The following is a 14,103-nucleotide window of genomic DNA, read 5'->3' as shown; positions in this document are numbered from 1 at the left end:
CTGCTATCGCCCCGGTCGCATCCCGCGCCTCCACCTGTGTTCCGGGGCCAGCCTAACGCCAAGCCGCGCCCATGCCACCCCCCTGGCGCAGAAATCCGCGCACGGATCAGGTGGGCGTCTTATCCCTGTTACACAGAGCACCCATCCAGACAGTCATGAATATCGCAGCCCGCACCGACCCGCTGATCGCCGAGCGCGCGCCCTGGCTGTTTTCCGGGCGGCCCGGGACCGCCTTTGCCCGCGCAGCGCTCAACCATATTCTGGGCTATCACCGCACGCTCCGGCTTGGCGATGCGCTCACCACATTGCCGATGCCACAGATCATGGACCATCTGGCACAGATGATCGCCCAGAATGTCACCGCCCGTGGCCTCGCCCATATCCCCGTAACCGGCCCGGCGCTGATTGTGGCCAATCACCCCACCGGCATCGCCGATGGCATTATCCTGCATCACCTGATCTGCAAGCGGCGGCCGGATGCCTTCATTATGGCCAATGCCGATATCCTGCGGGTCCTGCCGCAGATGGAAGAGTTGATCCTGCCCGTTGAATGGCGGCCCGAAAGGCGCGGGCATGCGAAAACCCGGGGCACGATGCAGGGCCTTCATCGCGCCCTGGATACAGGCCGGATCGGGGTGATCTTCCCTGCGGGCAGGCTTGCCAAACGCCGGGGCCTGCGGCTGCATGAACGCCCCTGGATGCGTTCGGCGGCGATGATCGCGCGGAAATTCGACCTGAGCGTTATCCCGGTGCATATCCGCGCCCGCAATTCAGCCCTGTTCTATGCCTTTGATGCGCTCCACCCCACCCTGCGCGACATCACGCTGTTCCATGAGACCCTGAACAAGGCCCGCCAGCCCTTTCGTGTCACCATCGGCCGGCCCGTTCCACCCGGTGAACTGGCCTGTGACAGCGCCGAGGCGATCGTTCAGTTGCGCAACTATACTCTGGCGCTGGCAGGCCACATGCCTGCTGTTTCGCTGACCCGGGCCTGCCGTCCCGTCTTTGGCCAGAGTTCGACCTGAGCTTTCCCAATCTGCGCCACATTGCGGGCGCAATGACCCCGTAGCTCAATCCCCATGACATGTGACTTCAGCTATCGCACCCGGCCCGGCGGGCTTGTGCTCAGCGCCACGGCCTTTGCCGGGCTGGCCCTGCTTACCGCTTTTCTGTGGCATCTGATCCCCGGTTTTGTGCTGTTGCTGTTGATCCCGGCCCTGGCAGGCTGCCTGTGGCAGATGATCGTGACCCCGGTCTATGGCCTGCATCTGTCGCGCGATGTCTGGTATGTCTATGACGGCCCCGATGATCACATCCTGCCGATCAAATCCATTGCCCATCTGCGGGTCTGTGACCATGACGGCCCGGCGCGCTGCACCATTGTGATGACCGACGGGTCCCATGTGGGCGTGCCCGAACAGGCCATGCCCGCGCCGCTTGTGCTGATCCGCGAGGCCACGGATCGCGGCATCCCCGTACGGGCGCTTTAAGCGCCCTGCCTTTATAGCGTTTCGACTTTACATTGAAGCAGTAGAACGGCTTTCGCGTTTGAGCCGAAGGCGAAAGGCAGCGAAAGGCATTTCAACAGTAAGTCGAAACGCTTTAAAGCACCCTGCCTGAAACTTGAATCACAAATACCCTGCCACGCTTCGCGTTCCCGGGACATTTGTGATGCGCGATGTCTCAGGTTTAAGGCAGCATGCTTTAGTCGACGACAGCGTTTGGAACTGCGTGGCCCTGATCCGGTCGGGGCAGCGGCGTCACCGGCCTTGGCACCAGCCCTGCAGGCCGGATATGCGGCCGTGTCGGCGGGCGGCAATAGGCCTGCCGCCGCACCCAGCTTTGCATCTCTTCCTGTTTGCGGCGGGAATGGAACGGCCCCCAATCGACCGCCAGCCCGCGCATCCCTTCAGAGATCACCCGATCCCGGGTCACCGTGGCCGCCATAATCGTGATGCCACAGCGCAGGTTGGCAGGCCCGTCCAGAAGCGCCTGCCCCGACCTGACCTCGCAATTGCGCCAGCGCGCAGTGCCCGGCGCAATCTGCACCAGCCCGAACCAGCGTCCGCCCCCGCCGACAGCGCGGGGTCGCCAGGAACTTTCATGCCAGGCCAGTGCCGATACCAGCCCGGCCCAGAACGCGGCCCGTTGCGCCCGGTCGCCGGCCTCATATCCCGGGCACCAGCTTGTGATATCGCCGGGCACCACATCCATCAGCTCGGCCCCCGGCCCGCGCAGGGCTGACATCACTGCCAGGCTCCACCCCGGGCCATCGGGTTGCCCATCCCAGGCCAAGGCCGGAAGCGTCCAATCCTCACGCGCCATGGGCAGGGGGCTGAGACCCGGTGCAAGCGCGCTGATCTCATCAAAAGGCTCGGACGGGGTGGACAGCGTCATGGAACCGATGACCAGATCAGACGCGGCCAGATCCGGGGCAATCACCGGTGCATCCTGAGCAAGGGTGACCCCGGGCAAAACCCCAAGAAAAATCACGTAAAACGTATCGCGCCACCCCATGCGCAGCCTCCCCCCAGATGCTTCGCCGTTCAGGGTGACGCTTTGTTAACCATTCAGCAAGCCCAGATATCGCGGGATTCACGAAACAATCCACCAAGCTGTCCACAGGGGCGGTTTACCGCCTCTGCCCCGAATATGTATCGCGCGCAAACAAGCGCTATCCGGGCGCAGCGACAGTATCCAAAACCCGCTCACATGCCACAAATGCCCCGTCGGAACCGAGCCTGCGCAACGCCCATCAGGCCAAGCCGGACAGGTTCAGCCCTGGCAATAGCTTTGCTGACGGGTCCATGTCTGCATTTCTTCGCGTTTCGAACGCATCACCATCGGCCCCCAATCGGCCGCGATCCCGTCACCACCGGCGGAGATCACCCCATCCCGCGGCACCGTGGTTGACCAGATCCGAAGCGCACATTGCAGGTTCGCCGACCCCTCCTGAAGGGCCGCGCCACTGCGCGCGGAACAACCATATCCCCTTGCTGTTGCAGGCGCGATCTGCACCAGACCGAACCAGCGGCCACCGCCGCCAACCGCCTCGGGGCGCCAGGTGCTTTCGTGATGGGCCAGAGCCGATAACAGCCCGGCCCAGAACGCCGCCCGCTCCTGCACGCTGGCCTCGGGATATGCCGGGCACCAGGTGCGGATATCATTGGGCACAATCCGGGTCAGCACGGCGGCATCCCCCTCCAGCATCTCCATCGACGCCTCGGTCCATAACGCGCCTTCGGGGCGGAAATCCCAGCGCATTGGCGGGCTCATATTGCTTGACGACATATCCGGCGTCGCGGCCACACATCCGGCCAGCCCCGCAAGACTTATGGATAAGACGATCCCACACAGGAAACGATGCATAAACTGACCCCCAAATCAGAAACAATATCGCAGACGGCGCCTCATGCCGGACAGTGCCGCGCAGTGCAAGTGGTCAAAACAGACATGGGCAAATCGCCGCTCAGAAGGCGCTAAAACCCGGCTTTCCGCCGCCAATATTTGACCAGGATCCCGCTTGCCGCCCCTTGCCCCCCCCGCCCCGCTCACCTAAACCCGTTCCGTCCCATGACGGAGGCCCCGATGCTTGATTTGACCTATGATCTGCCCAAACCCAAAACCATCTCCGGTGCCAGGCAGGATTGGGAACTTGTGATCGGGATGGAGGTTCACGCCCAGGTTGCCTCCGACGCCAAGCTGTTTTCCGGCGCCTCCACCTCATTCGGGGCCGAACCCAATTCCAATGTGGCCTTTGTCGATGCGGGCATGCCCGGCATGTTGCCGGTGATCAATGAATTCTGCGTCGAACAGGCGGTGCGCACCGGCCTTGGCCTGAATGCAGAGATCCACCTGCGCTCGGCCTTCGACCGCAAGAATTATTTCTATCCCGACCTGCCCCAGGGCTATCAGATCAGCCAGCTTTATCATCCGATCGTGGGCGAAGGCGATGTGCTGGTCGAGATGGGCGATGGCACCGCGCGTCCTGTGCGGATCGAGCGGATTCATCTGGAACAGGATGCGGGCAAACTGATCCATGACATGGACCCGGCCATGTCCTTTGTCGATCTGAACCGCACCGGTGTGGCACTGATGGAGATCGTCTCCCGCCCTGACATCCGCGGCCCGGAAGAGGCGGCGGCCTATGTCACCAAACTGCGGCAGATCCTGCGTTATCTGGGCACCTGTGACGGCAATATGCAAAACGGCAATCTGCGCGCCGATGTGAATGTCTCTGTCTGCGCCCCCGGCCAGTATGAAAAATATCAGGCGACCCAGGATTTCGATCATCTGGGCACACGCTGCGAAATCAAGAACATGAACTCCCTGCGGTTCATCCAGCAGGCCATCGAGGTGGAGGCCAAACGCCAGATCGCGATACTGGAGGCAGGCGGCAAGATTGATCAGGAAACCCGTCTCTACGACCCGGACAAGGGCGAAACCCGGTCCATGCGCTCCAAGGAAGAGGCGCATGACTATCGCTATTTCCCCTGCCCCGATCTGCTGCCGCTGGAGATTGAACAGGCCTGGGTTGATGAGATCGAAGCCTCCCTGCCAGAGCTTCCCGATGCCAGGAAGGCCCGTTTCATAGATGATTTCGGGCTCAGCGATTATGACGCCTCGGTGCTGACCGCCGACACGGATTCCGCCGCCTATTTTGAGGCAGTGGCCGCCGAAAGCGACGGCAAGCTGGCCGCCAACTGGGTGACCAATGAATTGTTCGGCAGGCTGAAAAAGGAAGATCACGATATCACCGCATCGCCCGTCAGCCCGGCGCAGCTGGCCGGTATCATCACCCTGATCACCGCCGGTGACATCTCGGGCAAGATCGCCAAGGACCTGTTCGAGATTGTCTATACCGAAGGCGGCGACCCGGCGGAAATCGTCGAGGCGCGCGGCATGAAACAGGTCACCGATACCGGCGCGATCGAGGCCGCGGTGGACGAGATCATCGCCACCAATCCGGCACAGGTCGAGAAAGCCAAACAGAACCCGAAACTCGCGGGCTGGTTTGTGGGTCAGGTGATGAAAGCCACCGGCGGCAAGGCCAACCCGAAAGCGGTGAACCAGATCGTGAGCGATAAGCTGGGCCTGTGACCATGCCGCATATCCGCGACGATCTGCTGATACGAAACGAACGGCTGAAACTGCTGGCTAAAGCGTTTCGGGAAACCCTGAGACACCGAATATCACTTTTCGCGTTTGAGCCGCAGGCGAAAGGCAGCGAACAAGTGATCCAGGTATGTCCCGAAACGCTATAGTTTCCTGAATGCCGTTTCGCTTGGTATGATCGGCTTTGCAATCCTGCATCACATATGCATTGCGCGGAGGGCATCGCCCGAACCGAGGGGAGGGCGAGAAGCGCCCGCGCCCCGTGGAGGCGGCTCAGACGCTGCCCGGCGCTGCCGCCGGGCGGAAGGGTGATGTGGGGTGCTTCAGAATTTCAGACCGAAGCTATAGGATATCTGAAAAAGGAGGCCGATCATGTCGATTGAGATCGCCGTGCCATTCATGGCCCTCGCACTGGCAGGCGCCGGTATCATATGGGCGCATGTCAGTGGCAAAGCCCTTGACCGGAAGCTTGAACAAAGCCGCCAGGACCACCCCGCCGAATAACCGGCCCATACCTCCGCACACCCCGATTTCCGCCCCGACCGGCCTTGCCCCGGCGCCGGTTTTGCCTATGCTGCCGCGCGTCACAGGCCTCGCGGGGATCCCATGCAGATATATGAATACAAGGTTGTTCCGGCGCCCGAAAAAGCGGTGAAGGCCAAGGGTGTGAAACCCGGTGCCGCGCGGTTTGCCCATACGCTGGAAACCCTGATGAACGCGCTTGGTGCCGAGGGTTGGGAATATCTGCGCGCCGATACACTCCCCGCGACGGAACGGGCGGGGCTGACCGGCAGTCAGAAGATCTATCGCAACATCCTGATTTTCCGCCGTATTCTGGAAGAAGAGGCCACGGCATCCGCCGAGACCCCGATCCTTATCGCCGCCCCGGTTGCGCCGGACCCCGCGCCAGAGACGCCCCCTGAGGAGCAGCCCGGGGGCGATCCCGCAGAGCCGGAGACCCCGGTGGAAGCCCCGGCAGACCTGCGCGTGACCTAGAGTACCCTGCCTTAAATCTGAGACATCGCGCATCACAAATACCCTGGGAACGCGAAGCGTGGCAGGGTATTTGTGAGTCAAGTTTCAGGCAGGGTGCTTTAACTGCGGATATCCAAGGACAGGGCGTGAATCTCTGCCAGCAGCTCGCGGCCCAGGGCGTCATGTACCGCGCGATGCTTCGCGATCCGGCTCAGCCCCTCAAACCCATCGCTTTGAATCGTCACATGAAAATGGCTTTCGCCACCCTCCTGATACCCGGCATGGCCGCGATGGCTTTCGCTGTCATCCACCACCTCCAGCAGCGCGGGATCAAATGCCTCTCTTAACCGTGACCGGATTTTCTCTGCCCGCGTCATTATTTTCGCCCGCCCCCTCTTCACCTCACCGTCCAACACTCTAAACTGGCTGTTCCGAGTCGAAAAGGCACCCTGATGACCGAAAAAGACCCGTTCAATTTCGACCTCCGCGTCTCGACCGACAAAAAGAAACGCCGGGGCGGGCGGCGCGGCATGTCCGGTGCGTTTGAAACCTCGCAGCGGGTCTGTGAACATCCGGGCTGTAACGAGGCCGGGCAGTATCGCGCCCCGAGATCACCCGATGTGCTGGATGATTACCTGTGGTTCTGCCGCGAACATGTGCGCGAATACAATCTGAAATGGAATTTCTTCGAAGGCACCACCGAGGCCGAGATGGAAGCGCAGCTTGACCGGGACCGGGTCTGGGACCGGCCCACAAAATCCTTCAAGCAATCGGCGGAAGAACGGGCCTGGGCCCGGCTTGGGGTGGATGATGCCCATCAGGTGCTTGGCGGCAATGCGACCCAGAACCGGGGCCGCTCGATCACCGGCACCCGCAAACTGCCGCCCACGGAACGCCGGGCGCTGGATATTCTTGAGGCCAAGGACCACTGGGCCAAGGCCGAAATCCGCAAATCCTACAAGGCGCTGATCAAGATCCTGCACCCTGATATGAATGGCGGCGACCGCACCGATGAAGACCGGCTGCAAGAGGTTGTCTGGGCCTGGGACCAGATCAAGGAAAGCCGCAATTTCAAAGACTGAGCCACATCCCGGCCAAACCCGGCCCCGGCTTCTTCTTGTCCCAAATACGCCCGCCGGAGGCGTCCCACGCCTGCAAGAGGCCCAATGCCCCGCCCTGTTCACAGTGTCACAACCCTGATCCTCGGCGCAGGTGCCGCAGGCCTTATCTGTGCCGCCCATGCGGGGGCCGACACGCTGGTCATCGACCATGCCAAAGCCCCGGGGGAAAAGATCCGCATCTCCGGCGGCGGGCGCTGTAATTTCACCAATCTGAACACCAGTGCCAAAAATTTCCTGTCGGAAAATCCGCATTTCGCCAAATCCGCGCTCAGCCGGTTCACCCCGTGGGATTTCCTTGATCTGGTGGAGCGGCACAACATCCCCTGGTACGAAAAGACCCTGGGGCAGCTTTTCTGCGACCGATCCGCCAAGGACATCATCCAGATGCTGCTGGCCGAAATGCAGCCCGCCGATCTGTGGCTGAACAGTTCGGTCGAGGATGTGACACATACCGGCACAGGGTTCCAGGTGCGGCTCAACCGGGGTGGCACGGCCGTCACGGTCACGGCCCGCAATCTGGTGGTGGCCACAGGCGGCAAGTCGATCCCGAAAATGGGTGCCAGCGCTTTGGGCTATCGTCTTGCAGAACAGTTCGGCCACCGGTTGACCGAAACCCGCCCGGGCCTTGTGCCCCTGACCTTTAATGAAGAGGTCAAAACCGCCCTCGCCCCCCTGTCGGGCATCTCTGTGGACACACGGATCACCTGCAACGGCAGCAGCTTTGACGAGGCGATGCTGTTCACCCATCGCGGATTGTCGGGGCCCGCAATCCTGCAAATTTCGTCATACTGGCGTGAAGGTGACCGGCTTCAGGTCGCGCTGCGGCCGGAGACCGATCTTTTCGCCCATCTCCACACCCGCCGGGATCAGGCCGGAGGCAAGGCGGTGGTCACGGCCCTGGCTGAGCTTCTGCCGCAGAAACTGGCCCGGTATCTGGGGATCGAACTGGGGCTTTCGGGCAATCTGGGCGATCTGTCCGACAGCGCCCTGCGCCGGTTGACCGATCATTTGACCAGGTGGGAGATGACGCCAACCTCCTCCGAAGGCTACCGCACGGCGGAGGTCACGCTTGGCGGTGTGGCCACCGATCAGATCAACTCAAAAACCATGGCCTCCGGTCAGGTGCCGGGCCTCTATCTCATTGGCGAGGTTGTGGATGTGACCGGATGGCTGGGGGGCTATAATTTCCAATGGGCCTGGGCCTCGGGCGTGGCAGCCGGACGCGCGATTGAGGCGCAGCGATAGGGCCTCGGGCTAACATTCCGACGCCAGCCCACACCACCTTCCCGCCCGGCGGCACCGCCGGGCAGCGTCTGAGCCGCCCCCACGGGGCGCGGGCGCTTCTCGCCCTCCCCTCGGTTCGGGCGATGCCCTCTGCGCAATGTATATGCGGTTCAGAATTTCAGTCCGGCGCCATGGCATGCTCTGCCCCCAGCCATGCCGCTTCGCCCGGATCAGGCGCGCCAGAACGCTGCGGTGAACAGAACGAAAACCAGCATCAGTTCCAGCCGTCCGATCAGCATCGCCGCCGATAAAATCCATTTCGCCGTATCATTCAGCCCCGCGAAATTGCCCGCCGGGCCGATCTCGGGGCCCAGCCCCGGGCCGATATTGCCCACAGCGGTTGCCGCGCCCGAAACGGCGGTGACGAAATCCAGCCCGGTCAGACCCAGCAACACCGCCACCACCCCCAGCGTCACGAAGAACAGCACAAAAAAGGCCATCACCGAATTCAGCACATCCTCGGATACCGGGCGGCCCTCAAACCGCGGCTCAAACACTCCATGGGGGGCATAAAGCCGTTTCACCTGGGTCGAGATCGAAGCCATCAGCATCTGGTAGCGGAACACCTTGATCGAGCAGGAAGTCGAGCCGGCGCAGCCCCCGATCAGGCCGATGAAAAAGAACAGGACCACCGGAAAACTGCCCCATAGCTGATAATCCACACTGGCATACCCGGTGCCGCTGATGATCGAGGTGACATTGAAAATCCCCTCGCGAAACCCGTGTTCCAGATGATCGCCATTGACCACCATACGGTAAACGGTTGTCACCAGGGTCAGGGTCAGGATTGTGACCAGATAGGCGCGTATCTGGCTGTCACGAAAGATCGGGCGCGCGGTGCCTGCGACCAGCTGGATATACCGCACAAACGGCAGGCTTGCCAAAATCATGAAGACAGCGGCGGCATATTCCATTGGCCCCTGAAACGCCCCGAATGAGGCATCATGGGTGGAAAACCCCCCGGTCGAGAGCGACGTCATCGCATGCACGACCGCATCGAAGACCGGCATGCCCAAAGCGGCATATGTCAGCGCGCACATCACTGTCAGGATCAGATAAATCACTGAAATCCGGTTTGCGATCTCGGTGGCGCGGGGCAGAATTTTACCCATTGTATCAAAGGCTTCCGAGCGGAATACCTGCATACCGCCGACCCGCAGTTCAGGCAGAAACACCATGGCCACGACAATGATCCCGATACCGCCGAACCATTGCAGCAACCCGCGCCATAACAACAGCCCCGCTGGCAGATCATCCAGCCCGCTGAACACGGTCGACCCGGTGGTTGTCAGCCCGGACATCGCCTCGAAAAACGCATCGGTCCAACTTGCGCCGGTCGCCCCCAGCATGAAGGGCAATGCCCCGAAGACCGGCAGCACCAGCCACACACCCGTGGTCAGCATGAAGGTCTGTTGCAGGCCCAGCCCCCGGGTCACAGCATTTGCGCAGGCAAGCGTGAGGAAGCCACCAATGCCCATCGTGACCAGCGCGCTTTCCGCAAATCGCTGCCAGTGGCCGTTCTGCAGATAGAGATCGACAGCCATAGGCAGCAGCATCGTCGCGCCCAGCACCGACACCAGAAGTCCCAGAACATAGCCCACGGGGCGCAGATCAAACATGGGGTGGAGCGTTGGCGCGCCAGGCTCTGCGTGTCAAGCGCACGGGTCCGATTCCTTCGCAACCGCAGCATGAAAAACCCGGGCAGGACGCGCCCATATCTATTGAGTCAACCGGTCAGTCAGGCTAGCGTGTTCACAAGTTACCAGCTTCTGATTACTTTTCAGGCGGAACATAGCCGCAACACTTCATAGCCACCCGGGGCCTTCACGGTCGCGCATTCGCCAATGGGAGTTAAATATGAGCGACAGGCAGGACGGTAAAACGTCCCTATCAGATTCCGATATTTCCACCTCAGTTGATCGTCGCGGCATATTGCGCGGCGCGGGAACCACAGCACTTGGTGTCACCATCGCCGGTGTTGCAACCGGTCGTGCCCAGGCCGGAACCGACAGTGACAACGGCCCGATCACCGATGCGGGTGGCGCCGGTCGCGGCTATTGCCGGGCCTATAGCTCTGGTGCGACGGATCAGGACAACGGCAGCTGGAGAGACCCGGGCGGCAATGGCCGCGGGGATGGCAACCAGCAACGCGGCGGGTATACGGACAGCGATAACGGGTCCTGGACGGATCCGGGCGGCGCCGGTCGTGGAGCCCCCCGCAATGTGGCCAGCGGATTGACTGATATTGATCAGGGCGCTTGTTCAGACCCCGGCGGCAATGGCCGCGGCTGACTGACATTATCGGGGTGTTGGCATAACAGCCAGCACTCCATTTGCATTTTCATGCCCTGATTCTGACCGGCGAGGCTGGGAGATTCAGTACATTTGAATGACGAAAGGTGATTTTTATGTGTGATGACCAGAAACCGAAACGCTCTGATAAGAACAGCCTCAGCGATGGGGACATTGAAACCACACGCGGGTTGAACCGGCGTCGATTGCTGCGCGGCATGGGCCTCGGCACCATTGGTCTTGGGCTCAGCGGCTGCGTGGTGCCCGCCACCACTGGCACCGGAATGACCGATTCCGATAACGGGCCGATCACCGATGCGGGCGGAAACGGGCGTGGCGGGCGCAGGTCTGTGCGCACCGGTCTTACCGATGCGGATAACGGACCGATCACCGATGCCGGGGGCTATGGCCGCGGTGGCGGTGGTGGTTTCACACCTGTCAGTTCCGGGATTACCGATTCCGATAATGGCCCGATCACAGACCCGGCGGGGAATGGCCGGGGCGGACGGCGCGGATATTATACAGGGATCACAGATTCCGATAACGGCCCGATCACAGACCCTTCCGGTCAGGGGCGCGGGCGGTAACGGTTTTCGTTTCACTCGCCAGGGCGCACGACATAAAGCGGTTTGCGGTTTATATGAGGCAGCCCCATCGAAAACCGCGTTCGAGCCGAAGGCGAGAGGCAGCGGTTTTCGATAAAGATCAAACGCAAACCGCTATAGACCGCAACCTGCCCCTGGTCAGCCGACATGGAACAGGGTTGCGAACAGTTTCGGGTCCAGACTGTCGGCGGCAAAGGTTTTCCCTTCGGTCAACACGCTGACCGCGTCATGGCTGTGCAGACTTTCCTGATGGCTGGCGACAACGCGGAAATCATTGATCCGCCCATCGGCCTGCAACTGCTCTGCAAACAGGCGGGCAGCATCCTCGACAAAGATCGGATTGACCGCGTTCAACTCTGCAAAGGCCTGTTCATCCTCGCGTTTGACCATCACCTGGGTCTCGGTCGGCACAGCGGCGCGGGCCATGTCGATCAGATCCTCGAACCACAGGCAATCGGCGGCGCAATTGACCTCCACCGACAGCCGCGCGACGGAACGCTGCGAATGCGGCGTCGCCAACTGCCCCCTTGTATTGCGGGCATGTTCAGACAGTTCCAGAGAACACGGGCAGGTGGAGGAATAGACATAATCCAGATGCACGATCTTTTTGCGCACGCCGCCCTGTTCCACCAGTTCCAGCGCGATATCGTAATACTGGTATCCGCTGAGACCCGAGCGCAGGCTGGTCACCTTCATCGGGAAGCTCAACCGCATCTGAATGCGGGCATCGAAACTTTCCAGATCGGTCTTGTAATCATCCAGCGCCGCCTCGATCACCTCGAAGCTGAAGGTCCGGTCCGCATGGGCATAGAAGGACCGCATGATCCGGGACATGTTGATGCCCTTTTTCTCGGCCTCAAGGCTGACCGTGCCGGTGACCGAGGTTTCCAGGGTCAGATCGCCATTGTCCCGGGTGTGATAGCGGATCGGCAGGCGGAAATTCGAAATGCCCACATGCTGAATCTGCCGGTTCGCCCCCTTGATCAGCGAGGCCGGACCATTCTGCAAATCGGGCAGCGACGCTTTATAGGCCGCATCCACGGTGAAATCATCGGGATAGTCGCGCGCCAGTTCTTTCGGGGCCTGCTCTGCCAGCAGCCGGGAGGCCGCCGGGTGCAGCGCGCTGATCTCACTTGCCGTGGCGGTTTCTGCCCAGGCTTTCAGCATTTTCAGCGCTTCTGCCGCGTCATCACGGCTTGGCGCTTCTGACGTCTGTGACACATGGACGTTCATAATAGACCCTCTCTGCGCAGCGTCGAACCCCAATATGGGACAAAATCGGCGTCATTCAAATGCCTGACCTGCCCAAAAGATACGCGCACACCGTCACATCAGATCACAATTGCGGCACGAAACTGCCTGAGATGAAGGGGTTAGGGCCTGACCCTAGCTGCGATAGCGGGCCACGAATGCCCCCGGCATTTTTGCCCGCACGGTGACCTGCTCTGCCAGAAGCGCGGCATATTCCTCGTCAGCGGCCGCATCTTCGGGCCGCAACTGGATGATCAGAAACGGTTTCATACCCGGGCAAGGGCCTGTTGCAGATCCGCCAGCAGATCGCCTGCATCTTCCAGCCCCACACTCAGCCGCAGCATGCCTTCGCTGATCCCAAGGGCGTCGCGCTGCGCTTCTGTCAGGCGCTGATGGGTGGTGGTTGCCGGATGGGTGACAAGGGATTTCGCATCACCCAGATTGTTCGAGATCGTGATGATCTCCAGCGCGTTCAGCAGACGGAAGGCCGCGGCGCGCCCGCCTGCCACCTCCAGCGCGATCATGGTGCCGCCCTTTTCCATCTGGCGGAGCGCCAGATCATGCTGCGGGTGGCTGGCCAGCCCCGGATAGATCACCCGGCGCAGGCCGCTGGCACCTTCCAGCCCCCGGGCCAGAACCAAGGCCGTCTCGGCCTGGGCCCGGCAGCGCAGATCGACGGTTTCCAGGGCTTTCAGCATCACCCAGGCGTTGAAGGGCGACATCGAGCCACCGGTATGTTTCAGATAGGGTTCTGCCGTGTTGCGGATGAAATCCTGCGTGCCGCAGATCACACCGCCCAGCACCCGGCCCTGCCCGTCGATATGTTTGGTGGCGGAATAGACCACCACATCGGCGCCAAGCGCGATACTGTCCTGAAACACCGGGGTGGCAAAGACATTGTCCACGATCACCAGTGCGCCCACCCCATGGGCCAGATCGGCCACGGCGGCGATGTCGATCACCTCCAGCACCGGGTTCGAGATCGACTCGAAAAACACGGCTTTGGTATCGGGCCGCAACGCGGCTTTCCACTGATCCAGATCGGTGCCGTCGACAAAGCTCACCTCCACGCCATAGCGCGGCAGGACATCCTCCAGAATATAGAGGCAGGAGCCGAACAGAGCCTTCGCGCTGACCACATGATCACCTGCCTGCAACAGGGAGGTCAGCGCGCCATTGACCGCCGCCATCCCGCTGGCGGTGGCAAACGCATCCTCGGTGCCTTCCAGCGCGGCGATCCGATCCTCGAACATCCGCACGGTGGGGTTGCCATAACGGGCGTAGATGAACTCATCGGGCCCGGCCTCGATAAACCGTGCTTCGGCGGCCTCGGCGGTGTCATAGACAAAGCCCTGGGTCAGAAACAGCGCCTCGCTGACTTCGCCATACTGGCTGCGCCTTGTGCCGGAATGCACGGCGCGGGTGCGCTTGTGCCAGGGTTTGGGTGGGGTCTGCGTCAT

At 61.5% G+C, this 14,103-nt stretch carries 16 protein-coding genes; 9 read left to right on the top strand and 7 right to left on the bottom strand.

The window, feature by feature from the left end:
• The first annotated feature begins 155 nt into the window (after nt 1-155).
• Nucleotides 156-1,025 carry a lysophospholipid acyltransferase family protein gene (locus E2K80_RS02600; RefSeq protein ID WP_135372481.1) on the top strand — a complete coding sequence of 290 codons (870 nt, stop codon included), beginning with the start codon at nt 156-158 and terminating at the stop codon, nt 1,023-1,025.
• Between the two features lie 54 nt (nt 1,026-1,079).
• Entirely contained in the window at nt 1,080-1,490 is a 411-nt protein-coding gene (locus E2K80_RS02595) for a hypothetical protein (protein WP_135372479.1), read from the top strand.
• A gap of 214 nt (nt 1,491-1,704) precedes the next feature.
• Here the strand turns inward: E2K80_RS02595 and E2K80_RS02590 are convergent, their stop codons facing one another.
• The gene (locus E2K80_RS02590) at nt 1,705-2,517 is read right to left on the bottom strand and encodes a lytic transglycosylase domain-containing protein (protein WP_238475632.1); all 813 of its coding nucleotides are present in this window, start codon (nt 2,515-2,517) and stop codon (nt 1,705-1,707) included.
• Between the two features lie 258 nt (nt 2,518-2,775).
• A complete protein-coding gene (locus E2K80_RS02585; RefSeq protein WP_135372477.1) occupies nt 2,776-3,369 on the bottom strand; it encodes a transglycosylase SLT domain-containing protein in 594 nt (197 codons plus the stop codon).
• Nucleotides 3,370-3,588: 219 nt separating this feature from the next.
• Between E2K80_RS02585 and gatB the strand changes: the two genes are divergently transcribed.
• The 3 genes from gatB to E2K80_RS02575 all read left to right on the top strand — a co-directional run bounded on the left by gatB (nt 3,589) and on the right by E2K80_RS02575 (nt 6,111).
• Complete coding sequence (gene gatB / locus E2K80_RS02580; RefSeq protein WP_135372475.1) at nt 3,589-5,100, top strand: Asp-tRNA(Asn)/Glu-tRNA(Gln) amidotransferase subunit GatB; 1,512 nt, start codon at nt 3,589-3,591, stop codon at nt 5,098-5,100.
• Nucleotides 5,101-5,487: 387 nt separating this feature from the next.
• Nucleotides 5,488-5,619 (top strand): hypothetical protein, encoded by a 132-nt coding sequence (locus E2K80_RS19745; protein ID WP_274379245.1) that lies wholly within the window; start codon nt 5,488-5,490, stop codon nt 5,617-5,619.
• Nucleotides 5,620-5,721: 102 nt separating this feature from the next.
• Nucleotides 5,722-6,111 carry a DUF4177 domain-containing protein gene (locus E2K80_RS02575; RefSeq protein WP_135372473.1) on the top strand — a complete coding sequence of 130 codons (390 nt, stop codon included), beginning with the start codon at nt 5,722-5,724 and terminating at the stop codon, nt 6,109-6,111.
• A 98-nt stretch (nt 6,112-6,209) separates the two neighbouring features.
• Here the strand turns inward: E2K80_RS02575 and E2K80_RS02570 are convergent, their stop codons facing one another.
• Nucleotides 6,210-6,467, bottom strand: a complete 258-nt coding sequence (locus E2K80_RS02570; RefSeq protein ID WP_135372471.1) for a BolA family protein — start codon at nt 6,465-6,467, stop codon at nt 6,210-6,212.
• Nucleotides 6,468-6,542: 75 nt separating this feature from the next.
• Here E2K80_RS02570 and E2K80_RS02565 point away from each other — a divergent pair, with 75 nt between their 5' ends.
• Together E2K80_RS02565 and E2K80_RS02560 are read left to right on the top strand one after the other, a co-directional pair.
• Nucleotides 6,543-7,172 (top strand): DnaJ domain-containing protein, encoded by a 630-nt coding sequence (locus tag E2K80_RS02565; protein WP_135372469.1) that lies wholly within the window; start codon nt 6,543-6,545, stop codon nt 7,170-7,172.
• Nucleotides 7,173-7,256: 84 nt separating this feature from the next.
• A complete protein-coding gene (locus E2K80_RS02560) occupies nt 7,257-8,456 on the top strand; it encodes an NAD(P)/FAD-dependent oxidoreductase (RefSeq protein ID WP_135372467.1) in 1,200 nt (399 codons plus the stop codon).
• Nucleotides 8,457-8,665: 209 nt separating this feature from the next.
• Here E2K80_RS02560 and E2K80_RS02555 read toward each other — a convergent pair whose 3' ends face one another.
• Complete coding sequence (locus tag E2K80_RS02555; RefSeq protein WP_135372465.1) at nt 8,666-10,114, bottom strand: TrkH family potassium uptake protein; 1,449 nt, start codon at nt 10,112-10,114, stop codon at nt 8,666-8,668.
• Nucleotides 10,115-10,352: 238 nt separating this feature from the next.
• Here E2K80_RS02555 and E2K80_RS02550 point away from each other — a divergent pair, with 238 nt between their 5' ends.
• On the top strand, nt 10,353-10,787 hold the full coding sequence (locus E2K80_RS02550) for a hypothetical protein (RefSeq protein WP_135372463.1): 435 nt from the start codon (nt 10,353-10,355) through the stop codon (nt 10,785-10,787).
• Between the two features lie 116 nt (nt 10,788-10,903).
• Nucleotides 10,904-11,374: a hypothetical protein gene (locus tag E2K80_RS02545; protein WP_135372461.1), complete on the top strand. Its 471-nt coding sequence runs from the start codon at nt 10,904-10,906 to the stop codon at nt 11,372-11,374.
• 156 nt (nt 11,375-11,530) lie between these two features.
• Here E2K80_RS02545 and folE2 read toward each other — a convergent pair whose 3' ends face one another.
• The 3 genes from folE2 to metZ form a co-directional block, all read right to left on the bottom strand.
• The gene (folE2, locus tag E2K80_RS02540; protein ID WP_135372459.1) at nt 11,531-12,625 is read right to left on the bottom strand and encodes a GTP cyclohydrolase FolE2; all 1,095 of its coding nucleotides are present in this window, start codon (nt 12,623-12,625) and stop codon (nt 11,531-11,533) included.
• Between the two features lie 153 nt (nt 12,626-12,778).
• The gene (locus E2K80_RS19740) at nt 12,779-12,913 is read right to left on the bottom strand and encodes a hypothetical protein (protein ID WP_274379244.1); all 135 of its coding nucleotides are present in this window, start codon (nt 12,911-12,913) and stop codon (nt 12,779-12,781) included.
• The gene (gene metZ / locus E2K80_RS02535; protein ID WP_135372457.1) at nt 12,910-14,103 is read right to left on the bottom strand and encodes an O-succinylhomoserine sulfhydrylase; all 1,194 of its coding nucleotides are present in this window, start codon (nt 14,101-14,103) and stop codon (nt 12,910-12,912) included. Before metZ ends, E2K80_RS19740 begins: the two co-directional genes overlap by 4 nt.

Origin of the sequence: Rhodophyticola sp. CCM32, assembly GCF_004751985.1 — a bacterium.
In the GTDB taxonomy this organism is placed as follows: domain Bacteria; phylum Pseudomonadota; class Alphaproteobacteria; order Rhodobacterales; family Rhodobacteraceae; genus Rhodophyticola.
This window is presented reverse-complemented; position numbering and strand designations above follow the sequence as displayed.

Excerpts from the sequence above, each read along its gene's own strand:
- E2K80_RS02600 (WP_135372481.1), top strand. The coding sequence starts at position 156 with ATGAATATCGCAGCCCGCACCGACCCGCTGATCGCCGAGCGCGCGCCC.
- E2K80_RS02595 (WP_135372479.1), top strand. The coding sequence starts at position 1,080 with ATGACATGTGACTTCAGCTATCGCACCCGGCCCGGCGGGCTTGTGCTC.
- E2K80_RS02590 (WP_238475632.1), bottom strand. The coding sequence starts at position 2,517 with ATGGGGTGGCGCGATACGTTTTACGTGATTTTTCTTGGGGTTTTGCCC.
- E2K80_RS02585 (WP_135372477.1), bottom strand. The coding sequence starts at position 3,369 with ATGCATCGTTTCCTGTGTGGGATCGTCTTATCCATAAGTCTTGCGGGG.
- gatB (WP_135372475.1), top strand. The coding sequence starts at position 3,589 with ATGCTTGATTTGACCTATGATCTGCCCAAACCCAAAACCATCTCCGGT.
- E2K80_RS19745 (WP_274379245.1), top strand. The coding sequence starts at position 5,488 with ATGTCGATTGAGATCGCCGTGCCATTCATGGCCCTCGCACTGGCAGGC.
- E2K80_RS02575 (WP_135372473.1), top strand. The coding sequence starts at position 5,722 with ATGCAGATATATGAATACAAGGTTGTTCCGGCGCCCGAAAAAGCGGTG.
- E2K80_RS02570 (WP_135372471.1), bottom strand. The coding sequence starts at position 6,467 with ATGACGCGGGCAGAGAAAATCCGGTCACGGTTAAGAGAGGCATTTGAT.
- E2K80_RS02565 (WP_135372469.1), top strand. The coding sequence starts at position 6,543 with ATGACCGAAAAAGACCCGTTCAATTTCGACCTCCGCGTCTCGACCGAC.
- E2K80_RS02560 (WP_135372467.1), top strand. The coding sequence starts at position 7,257 with ATGCCCCGCCCTGTTCACAGTGTCACAACCCTGATCCTCGGCGCAGGT.
- E2K80_RS02555 (WP_135372465.1), bottom strand. The coding sequence starts at position 10,114 with ATGTTTGATCTGCGCCCCGTGGGCTATGTTCTGGGACTTCTGGTGTCG.
- E2K80_RS02550 (WP_135372463.1), top strand. The coding sequence starts at position 10,353 with ATGAGCGACAGGCAGGACGGTAAAACGTCCCTATCAGATTCCGATATT.
- E2K80_RS02545 (WP_135372461.1), top strand. The coding sequence starts at position 10,904 with ATGTGTGATGACCAGAAACCGAAACGCTCTGATAAGAACAGCCTCAGC.
- folE2 (WP_135372459.1), bottom strand. The coding sequence starts at position 12,625 with ATGAACGTCCATGTGTCACAGACGTCAGAAGCGCCAAGCCGTGATGAC.
- E2K80_RS19740 (WP_274379244.1), bottom strand. The coding sequence starts at position 12,913 with ATGAAACCGTTTCTGATCATCCAGTTGCGGCCCGAAGATGCGGCCGCT.
- metZ (WP_135372457.1), bottom strand. The coding sequence starts at position 14,103 with ATGACGCAGACCCCACCCAAACCCTGGCACAAGCGCACCCGCGCCGTG.